At 44.9% G+C, this 10,158-nt stretch carries 8 protein-coding genes; 2 read left to right on the forward strand and 6 right to left on the reverse strand.

Annotated features, from left to right (window positions below):
- Positions 1–5: 5 nt before the first annotated feature.
- From J5X92_RS17765 to J5X92_RS17775, 3 genes are all read right to left on the reverse strand, one after another.
- The gene (locus J5X92_RS17765; RefSeq protein ID WP_126871720.1) at positions 6–1,109 is read right to left on the reverse strand and encodes a CNNM domain-containing protein; all 1,104 of its coding nucleotides are present in this window, start codon (positions 1,107–1,109) and stop codon (positions 6–8) included.
- Between the two features lie 158 nt (positions 1,110–1,267).
- A complete protein-coding gene (locus tag J5X92_RS17770; RefSeq protein ID WP_013786317.1) occupies positions 1,268–2,503 on the reverse strand; it encodes an SO_0444 family Cu/Zn efflux transporter in 1,236 nt (411 codons plus the stop codon).
- Between the two features lie 321 nt (positions 2,504–2,824).
- Complete coding sequence (locus tag J5X92_RS17775; protein ID WP_208806221.1) at positions 2,825–4,513, reverse strand: carbon starvation protein A; 1,689 nt, start codon at positions 4,511–4,513, stop codon at positions 2,825–2,827.
- A 337-nt stretch (positions 4,514–4,850) separates the two neighbouring features.
- On the opposite strand from J5X92_RS17775, the gene J5X92_RS17780 reads away from it, so the two are divergent.
- Positions 4,851–5,369 carry a hypothetical protein gene (locus J5X92_RS17780; RefSeq protein ID WP_126871719.1) on the forward strand — a complete coding sequence of 173 codons (519 nt, stop codon included), beginning with the start codon at positions 4,851–4,853 and terminating at the stop codon, positions 5,367–5,369.
- 238 nt (positions 5,370–5,607) lie between these two features.
- Positions 5,608–7,176 (forward strand): sodium:solute symporter, encoded by a 1,569-nt coding sequence (locus tag J5X92_RS17785; RefSeq protein WP_126871718.1) that lies wholly within the window; start codon positions 5,608–5,610, stop codon positions 7,174–7,176.
- Between the two features lie 51 nt (positions 7,177–7,227).
- On the opposite strand, the gene J5X92_RS17790 is transcribed toward J5X92_RS17785, so the two are convergent.
- The 3 genes from J5X92_RS17790 to J5X92_RS17800 all read right to left on the reverse strand — a co-directional run bounded on the left by J5X92_RS17790 (position 7,228) and on the right by J5X92_RS17800 (position 10,061).
- Complete coding sequence (locus J5X92_RS17790; protein WP_208806222.1) at positions 7,228–8,367, reverse strand: alpha/beta hydrolase; 1,140 nt, start codon at positions 8,365–8,367, stop codon at positions 7,228–7,230.
- A 119-nt stretch (positions 8,368–8,486) separates the two neighbouring features.
- The gene (locus J5X92_RS17795) at positions 8,487–9,671 is read right to left on the reverse strand and encodes a hydroxymethylglutaryl-CoA reductase (RefSeq protein WP_126871716.1); all 1,185 of its coding nucleotides are present in this window, start codon (positions 9,669–9,671) and stop codon (positions 8,487–8,489) included.
- Positions 9,672–9,905: 234 nt separating this feature from the next.
- Positions 9,906–10,061: a hypothetical protein gene (locus tag J5X92_RS17800; protein WP_208806225.1), complete on the reverse strand. Its 156-nt coding sequence runs from the start codon at positions 10,059–10,061 to the stop codon at positions 9,906–9,908.
- Between the last annotated feature and the right edge of the window lie 97 nt (positions 10,062–10,158).

A 10,158-nucleotide genomic window follows, 5' to 3' on the forward strand; every position in this document is an offset into this window, starting at 1 on the left:
CAGAACTAATCATCGTTACCATTAGATTTAGACTTATCGAGCGACTTATCGAGCGACTCATCGGGTACGTTTTTGACCATCATTCGTTCTTTGCGGCGCGTCATCATTTTCGCCAATCTGCGCATACTTACCGTTGTGTCTTTTTCATCAATAATATCTACGCCCAGCAAGCGCTCTAGCAAATCTTCAAGAGTAATCACCCCTTCCAACCCGCCATACTCATCTACCACTAAAAGCATATGAACATGTTTATCGATAAAATGGTCGAAGGTTATCGACAAAGGCATAGAGCCTAATATGGTCACCATGTCTTTAGCATATTCTGACAATGGTTTATCGGTATTCCCGCGCGCTTGCGCCACAAGCAAATCTGAACGCATGACATAACCGGTGATGTTTTCCGAATCTTTGTCTTCATAAACAGGAATTCGTGAATACTCAATATGCGCGTGTTTATGGAAAAACACTTCTACCGTCATCGACTCTGCCACTGAAAACAACACTGTACGATGTGTTATGGCATCTTTTACTTTTAATTCGTGCAAGCTTAACAAGCTTTGTAAAAATACCGCCTCGTGGTTGGCCAACTGCCCTTCTTGACCTGATAGCTCGGCCATGGCGTGAAGTTCTCCGCGACTTAACCCTCGAAGTGGGCTGTCATCTTTAAAACCACGGGTAAGCAATTCAGACATCACCACAAAAGGTTTAAGAATTATAATTAGATACTTGAGGAAATAGGCTGTCACTGGCGCTAATCCACGCCAATAGGTTGCACCGACGGTTTTAGGAATTATTTCAGAAAAAACCAAGATAAGCAGCGTTAATACCGCTGAAATCACACCTAAATATGCTTCGCCAAACACACTAGCAGCCTGTGCACCCGCACCAGCAGCACCCATGGTATGCGCAATGGTATTCAACGTTAGAATTGCCGATAGCGGCGTATTGATATTATCGGTTTGCTTTCGTAGCAATATGCCGCTAGGCCGATTCTCTTTTTCTAAAACAGAGATATAGGCTGAGGACACACTTAATATGACTGCCTCAGCAATTGAGCATAAAAAAGAGAAGCCCAAGGCAATCAATACATAAACGATGAGTAAAAACATGAGTCCTTTCCGATAATCGGAGTATGAAGCAAACGACCATTATGCAAGCCTTAACCGGACTTACAAGAGCGCAGGTGAATTAAATACGAATACCGAGTAATTTACTCATAAATACAGGTATCCATATACTAAATTACCTAACCATTATTACCTTTGTGTTAACCACAACAGTCTTGATGGTTTTCTTCACGCTGTGCCAACCTAGCATTGACTTTTTTAACGCCCAATCGAGCCATTAGTGCAGCAAGAAGAATAGCGCACGCTGCATAGAGCGCTTGAATGTTAGCACCATGACTGTGTAGTTGGCTTTCCATATGAATTAAGCCTTCTAATGACAATGCTGACACCGCGTAATTAAGCAAATAGCCAAACCCAATACTGGCTGTGATTACACTAAACAAATACAAACACAGGGTTCTAAAACCCATTTCTTGTTTGATCATGCCCATGGTAGAAACATTAGTAGCCGGCCCTGCCATGAGAAATACCAGCACCGCGCCAGGAGATAACCCAGCAGCTAAAAAACCCACTGCAAGCGGCGTAGATGCCGTGGCGCAAATATACATAGGAATGCCAATGATGGCCATGACCAACATAGCGATAACCCCATCACCCCATTGAGTGAGAAAGTCTGTTGGTACCCAAGTTTTGATGGCTGCGGCTAAGGCTAGGCCAATAAGTAGCCATACCACAATATCTTCCAGCAATTTACCCGAGGCATAACGAAGCACTTGGGTAAGTTTGTTTGCTTGTTTTACTGATTCACCCTGAGTAGTGGCCGTGCCATCGCAACAACGTGTGGTTGGCTTTTCACTAGCACAACAACTCGTTTGCGCTTTATCCAACGATGCGGCTTCTTCTTGCTCTGGAGCTACAGAGGATTCACTTGAACAGCAAGATACACTGCCCGCGTGTTTATGTGGGTGCTGATGAGAGCCTTTATGAGAGTGAGTATGTGAATGTGCCGGTTTCTGAGACTTAGCGCCATCAAACCATCTCACCATAAGACCAGCATAGATTGCGCTAGCAATAGCGGCTATTGGCCTAACGATGGCGTACAGGGGGCCTAGTAATGCGTAAGAAACAGAAACACTGTCAACCCCTGTTTCAGGCGTAGAAACTAGAAATGAAATTGTCGATGGTTTAGAGGCGCCACTTCTACGCAGCCCTATCGCAGCGGGAATAACGCCACAAGAACATAAAGGTAATGGAGCACCTATTACCGCGGCTTTCGTGATAGAGGCGGTTGAGCTGCTTCCCATGTGGCGCTCTAAAAAGCTGACCGGCACTAATTCGTGCATAATACCCGCCACCAGCAGGCCAAGTAACAGCCACGGAGCAGACTCCATAAATAGGCTGATGAAATTTTGCACTAATAGCATTAGGTCAGTCATACCACTCCAAACGAACCGCGTTGAACATTTATATTTTTCACATGCTGATTTGCTTTGCCGACTTGCTATCCGACTTCCGACTTCCGACTTCCAGCTTAATGTGCCAATTTACTTGGCGGTAAATCTACCAAATCAGGCGAATGCGTATGATAGCAAATTTACGCGCCTACCGTGAATGAACGAGAAGTAATCCACCTCATCGAATAACCCGATTGCCTACAAAAAAGCCGACGCAGAGAATAACGCTCTACGTCGGCTTTGTATAAAGCTAGCGCTCAACAATGTTGTGATAGCGGCTAGCTACTATTTTTACCGCTGTTGCTATTCCTTCTCGCCCACTTCGTCTTGATGTCCGCTACGAAGTTTAGCCACAACAGACCATGCTTCGAGCATCACCAACACAGACACCACTAGCACCACAGCATCTAGGAAAACTAATAGGTAATTTTCAGCAAGATAATATTCTTTAAGTTTAATTAGCCCAGCAAAGAAAGCCATGACCAAAACGAATACCATGGGTATTAATGTGTAACGGGCTGGTCTTCCCATCTTAATCAGCATGACTGAAATAACCAACAAGGTAAGACTAGCCAGTATTTGGTTTGTAGAGCCAAACAGCGGCCAAATGATCATACCGCCACCGCCTGAAGAACCACCTGCGCCGAACGCTAGCAGTAAGCAACAAGCAACCGCTAAGAAAGTGGCGACCACACCATTTTTAAGTGCTGACAATTTATAAATATCGCCCCACTCTTGAATAATGTAGCGCTGAAGACGAACACCAGAATCCATAGTTGTGCCCGCGAACAACACGACCATTACCGCCAGTATGGTTGATGAGAAAGCTTCCTGCAGCCCCCACCCTTGATGAATAAGCGCCGCGCCGCCGCTAATAAACGCACCTACGCTACCTGCACCTAAGTGACTGTAGACTTCATGCCACTCTTCTGGAGAGGCCGCAAACGCCACACCACTAACCGCAACAATGGTAATTAACGCCAAAGAACCTTCACCGATCGCCCCTAAATAACCCACGAAGCGTACATCAGTTTCCTTGTCTAACTGCTTTGAGCTGGTGCCTGAAGCCACAATACCATGAAAGCCTGACACTGCACCGCAGGCTATAGTGACGAACAATAAGGGAATTAAGCTAGGAGAGTCCATGGCCGTCTGTGTATTGAAAGCTGGCGCTGTAATGTCTGGCATAGCAAAGAAGACCGCGCCATAAAGTAAAAATAGGCCAACCAACAGCTGCATACCGTTAATAAAGTCACGGGGTTGAAGCAACATCCACACGGGTAATAAAGACGCAATGGCAGCGTAGATAAACAGGATAACGATCCAGTTCGCTTTGTCAGCTAAACCGAACATGGTTTCAGGCAAGCTAATCGGGATATAGCTACCAGCATAAACCGAGGCGTAAAGCACCACGATACCCACAAGGCAAAGAGGAATTAAACCAAAGTTACGTTTTAATAGCTGGCCAATAACAAGCGCTACGGCAATGGCTGTCCAGGCTGGGAAAACCGCATTAGGCTGAGAGACAAACGAGTTTGCTATCACCACGCCAAACACGGCATTAACCATTAACAGTACTAAAAAGACAACAATCATAAACAATGAACGAGAACGCTTGCCGATAACACTTTCAGACAAAGCTCCCATCGATTTACCCTTGTGACGCGCACTCGCCCACAAGGCCCCCATATCATGCACACCTGCAAACAATATGGTACCGAAAATAACCCAAAGTACGGCAGGCACCCAGCCCCAGTACACAGCGATAGCTGGCCCTACAATTGGCGCAGCCCCAGCAACTGACGTAAAGTGATGCCCCCAGAGCACCACTTTATTAGTAGGTACAAAATCTTTACCATCCTGCAGCTCGTGAGCAGGCGTAGTGAAGTTATCGTCTAGTTTAAATATTTTCGTGGCAATAAATTTCGAGTAAACGAACCACCCGAGGAGCATGCCCACGATCCCGAGTAATACTATGGCTATTGACTGCATATTATTGTCCTGTGTCGATGTTGCACCGCATTATTCAATTTCTTTTTTGAACGCATATACAACGCTTTTCTGTCGTTAAAAAACGCTTATTTAAACATTAAAACATTATTTACTTTTTCACGTCGCCATATTAGACCAAAGTCTATTGTGGTAGCAGCTTTTTTACACTGCTCGTACCATGCTAGTTTTGTGGCTTTTACCAATCATTTACAACAAAAATAGCAGGCTTAAAGAAAATAGCTGCTAAATATAGCGTTAATCTTACCTACACCCTTCAAATACCGCTCAGTCTCGTTTATAAAGGCTCATCAATAAATAATTCTATTAATAAGCAGTTATGGCATCACCAAAATTTCATATGGCCGTCCGTAAATATCACCGATGGTTAGGCTTTTTCTTAGCAGGCATAATGGCAATCTATGCTATCAGTGGCGTGTTACTCATTTTTCGCCCCACCGATTTCCTGAAATTCGATAAAACTGAAGTCCGTCAGTTGTCTCTAGACTTGAACGGAAAACAGGTAGCTTCGAAGATTAAGGTAAAAGGTTTAAAGGTAGTTGAAGAGAATGACAGCCAAGTTGTGTTAAATATGGGCAGCTACAACAAAACAGACGGTGTCGCTACTATTACTCGTAAAGACTATCCTCTTGTTTTGGCAAAAATGGTTAAGCTTCACAAGGCGACGAATAACAGCCCATTATTCTGGTTGAACATTAGCTTTGGCGTTGCGCTTTTGTTTTTCGTCATCTCTGCATTTTTGATGTTTATGCCTAAGCTGCCTATGTATAAAAATGGGCTTAAAATAGCGGGATTAGGTGCAGTAGTGGCTGTACTTGTGGTGATGTTCGGCTCATAACTTCACGTGTTCGAACCGCTGTGGTGTGGTTCGAACACTTTTTAGCACATGCTTGAACCCTGTGGTAACGTATCTGAATAGTAACGATCTCGTACGCTCACTATCAGGGAAGATTTATGCCGCGCCACTATAACCATCTTTTCGCTGTAAGCACGCTTGTATTAGGTGCTCTCACTTCGGCTTTACTCGAGTTACAACGCACTTCAAAGGTAGCAGCGCATCTGCACGGTGAGCGTGTATGAACTTTGTCGATTTCACAGTAGTGGCTATCTACCTCGTGGGTTTGTTAATCATGGGGTTTGTGTTTCGAAAACAGGTGAGTAAAAAAGATTACTTTCTTGCTAATCGGCAGCTGGGCTGGAAGCCTCTCTCCCTTTCCATTATGGCCACGCAGCTATCTGCAGTTAGCTTTATTTCGGCCCCTGCTTTTGTGGGGCTAAGAGAAAATGGTGGCCTTATTTGGTTGTCATACGAGCTTGCCCTTCCCCTTGCCATGCTAGCCCTACTCTATTTTATCTTGCCTACCTTGTATCGCTCAGGCGTAGTCAGCGTCTATGACTTTTTAGAGCAACGCTTTGGCCGCTCTTCTCGGGTGCTCATTAGCGTGGTGTTTCAAATAAGCCGTTCTTTTGCCACCGCCGTCATGATTTATGCGATTTCTATCATACTGCAAAGCACCATGGGCTTAGCGTTCTGGCAAAGCGTGCTGTTAATTGGGGTTATAACCCTCATTTACTCCTTACAAGGTGGCATGAAAGCCGTTGTGTATGGTGACGCCGTGCAAATGGTATTGATAGTCGCAGGGGCGTTGGTGTGTTTGGGCTTTGGGCTATATCACATAGGCGGTTGGACAAGCTTTCTTGAGCAAGTTCAGCCAGAACGACTCTCTACATTAAACACCGCATCTTATGGGTTTGATGGTGAAGGTTTCGGCCTGCTGCCCATGATTTTTGGTGGCATCGTGTTATACGCTTCGTATTACGGCTGCGACCAATCAGAAGCCCAGCGTTCGCTGTCGGCCAAGAGCCTAGCTGATTTGAAGAAAATTATCATGGCTGCCAGCTTCTTACGTTTCCCTATCACGTTAATTTACTGCTTTGCAGGGTTAATCATTGGCACATTAGCGCTGACCACCCCAGAATTTCTTGCTCAAATTCCTGACGACCAACCCGATTGGCTGATGCCTATCTTTATAGTTAACTACCTTCCAAACGGAATTTTAGGTTTGTTGTTAGTAGCCATTTTAGCCGCGGCCATGTCCTCTTTAAGTTCAGCAATTAATAGCTTAGCGGCGGTATCTGTTGAAGATTATTGTCGAGTTGCGGGCAAAACACTGTCACCAGAGAGTACCCTTCAGGTTGCTAAGTATGTTGGCATGTTTTGGGGTTTGCTTACGTTGGGTTTGTCCTTTGTGGTAGATGATATTGCCCCTACTATTATTGAGGCCATCAATAAGATTGGCTCTGTATGTTACGGGCCTATTCTTGCGACATTCTTTCTAGGCGTGTGCACAAAACACCTTTCGGCAAAGCAGGTGAATACTGGGCTTATTGCTGGCGTGCTTTTAAACATCTATCTGTGGCTAGCCCAACCAGATGTATTTTGGTTTTGGTGGAACGTGATTGGTTTTTCAACCGCGCTTGGTGTTTCACTGGGAGTGTATTGGCTTAGTCACAAAAAGGTTAAACAGCCCTTTATTAACACCCGCCAGGATGTACTCACTAAAACCAATATAGCGGCACTCATTACTTGGTGTGTTGTGCTGATTGGTATTTGTATCGCATTACCTGTGATGCTTAGTCAATAACGACACGACCTATGTCGGGCTGTTTATGTTGCTATCTGTCATTATCGGCGGTTAGTCGCTACTTTTAGTACACACGCTTAGTAGAAATTGCTTAAGCTCTTGGTATACAGAGTGAGATTCTGGGGTTTCATAAGCAACAACGTAATCGGCATGGGATAACCCTTCGAAAACCTCTAACTGGGTGCGTACTTGTGCATCACGTAGCTTACGATTCACCCGCACCGTATCGCTTAGAAACATATCTCGCGTGCCAGATATTAAAAACGTAGGCGGGAAGCCAGCAAAATTGCCATAAAGAGGGGAAATAGAGGAGTGGGTTAAGCTTTCGCTTCCAGCATATAGATTAGCCGCTGCTTCCAAAAACCCTTGGTATGTCACCAAAATACGATCAACACCTTCATTGGTATAAAGGGTATCGCCGGTTTTCGTCAAATCAGCCCAAGGGGTGCCCGCATACACTGCTGCTGGCAACGGTTGCTTGTCAGCAATAAGCGTTTGCACGGCAGCAAGCACTAAACCTGCTCCTGCAGATGTGCCACCTATAAAAAGATTCTGTGCGCCATGTTCTGCAGCCACGCTGCTATAAACCGACACTACATCGTTAAGTGCTGCTGGAAATGGCGCATGAGGTGGCATGCTATAATCGATACTAATCACTGTAATACCCACTCTATGGGCAATTAACAAGCTTTCTTCTATGCTGGGCAGCCCGGAAAAAAACACGTAAGCGCCACCGTGTACGTCAATAAATACCTTGTTTTTAAATTCAGGGGCAATGGTCTTTGGCGTAAGTCGCCTGACCGGTACGCCATTAATTTTTTCCAAAGACACATCAACATCAAACTGCTTGCGCATTTTTTTGATTTTCTTTTTCTGATCTGCATTTCTTATTTGAATCAATTCACGCCACTGCTCTATAGATTGAGGCGTGTTGTTAATGACTTCATCAACTGACGGCATGGGGTATTGAGAAATCGCGCTTTTAAGTTCATCGCTTGAAGCACTTGGCAGCGGTAACGTTTTAGCTGGCACGGTTAACGGAGATTCATTAGAGATTTTGACTGTATCGGCCTTTTGTTTACTCGCACTGGCCGTATCAGTGTTGTGGGTAGAAGCCCCAGATGTAGAAGCCGAAAAGGTCATTGATACCACCAAAATGAAAAAGGCGAAGGAAAAGGTAAGTAGGTTCATGCGTAAAACGCTTTTATATTATCAAGATTGTTATAACCGATAGACTCACCCGTATATTGTTACTTTTCAACAATAATCACTATTATTAATAGTTACGCGAGTGGCTTGCACGAAAAAAGCTATGGGCGATTGCGACCATATTCATCATGACTGGATACCCACTCATCTGCCACTACCGCCGCACCTAACGATAGCTCGCCGCATAATACAGTAGCAGCAATGATCTCAGCCAACTTATTCACGCCACCTTTGCCATAACACCCTAGCGTTTCTAAGCACTCTCGCTGCGTAGCTAACCCTGTACCGCCGCCATAAGATGCTACGACGAGTGAAGGGATAGTAATAGAAAAATAATAATCGCCATTCGGCGTAATTTCACTGTAGGTATACCCTGCTGATGATTCGGCTACATTTGCGACATCTTGGCCGCAGGCTATAAACAGTGCGGTAATCCCATTGGCAAAGTGGGCTCCATTGCTCACGCTGCCTGCCACAAATGCCCCCATGTTAGACAACTGGCGTTGCTTGAATAGCGCTTCAGGCGAGCAATGCATTAATGATTTCATTAAATCAGCAGGAATAGTGGCCTCGGCCACCACGCGCTTACCTCGGGTATGTAGCGAATTCACAAAAGAGTGTTTTTTGTCGGTATCTAAATTACCCGATAGGGCAAAGTGTTCAAGCCCAGCTATGTGTTGCGCTTGCATCCATTGGCAAGCATGTCGCGTGGCCTTGCTAACCATGTTCTGCCCTGCCGCATCGCCACAGGTAAAGTTAAAACGTAACCAACGCATTTTTGATACGGCATACTGCTCGATATCACGCAGCTTACCTACCGAAGTCGTTTCTTCTGCTTTGGCTTTAATTAGTTCGAAGTTGTCAGTTACCCACTTCCCGAAAGCTAGTGCAGCGCGCGCATCTTCAAATACAAATACGGGAGCCCGCTGCATGGCATCATCAATAACGGTAGTTTTAACGCCCCCCGATTCAGCAGTTAACCGCATCCCCCTGTTATAACTGGCAACTAGCGTCCCTTCGGTAGTTGCCATTGGAACATAAAACTCCCCGTGAGCATCTACACCCTCGATGATCAATGGACCTGCTAACCCAATAGGCACTTGGGCGACACCGGTGAAGTGCTCTATATTGCCCGGCAAAGTATCTGGCTCGATTGAAAATGTACCGACATGATTCATTTCAGCGCCAGTTTTTTCTTTCACGAATTGACGCCGAGTTGCCGCCATCTCTGTGCTGTACTCACTGGAGTTCTGGTCATTGGATTTGCTTCGTGGGATCTTAGCCATAACACTTGCTTGTTAATTTAATGTTAACTCATTATGTTATGCCTTATGCTTCTATACCAATCAACCCTGTGTATTTTTACTCATAGCTATCCGCAATAGTATTATCTACACTTTCGTAACGCGTTTATTAAAGACGCAATTGGCTGGCATATTTTGGAGGTATATTTTGGAGGTAAACTTTTAATAGTTATAAACGCATAGGAGATGTTGACGGTGATAAGCGGATTTTTAGTTTTAATAAAGATCTCTGTGATAACGACCTTTATCGACAAGCATACTGTAGTACTGTTTACCAAGTACATCCTGTAAGGCAGCATCAACCCCCTTACCCATTCCTTCAAAATGACCGCACACATAAATTTGCGCGTTGCGACGAGCCTCAAAATTCACACCGCTACTATCATTAACACCTAGGGCCTGTTGATCTTTGCTGCATATATTTCACTCAGCAGTACATGGGTAGCCACATCATCGAAAATGCCAGTGA

The organism is Alteromonas sp. K632G, assembly GCF_017653625.1.
Classification (GTDB): Bacteria; Pseudomonadota; Gammaproteobacteria; order Enterobacterales; family Alteromonadaceae; genus Alteromonas; species Alteromonas naphthalenivorans.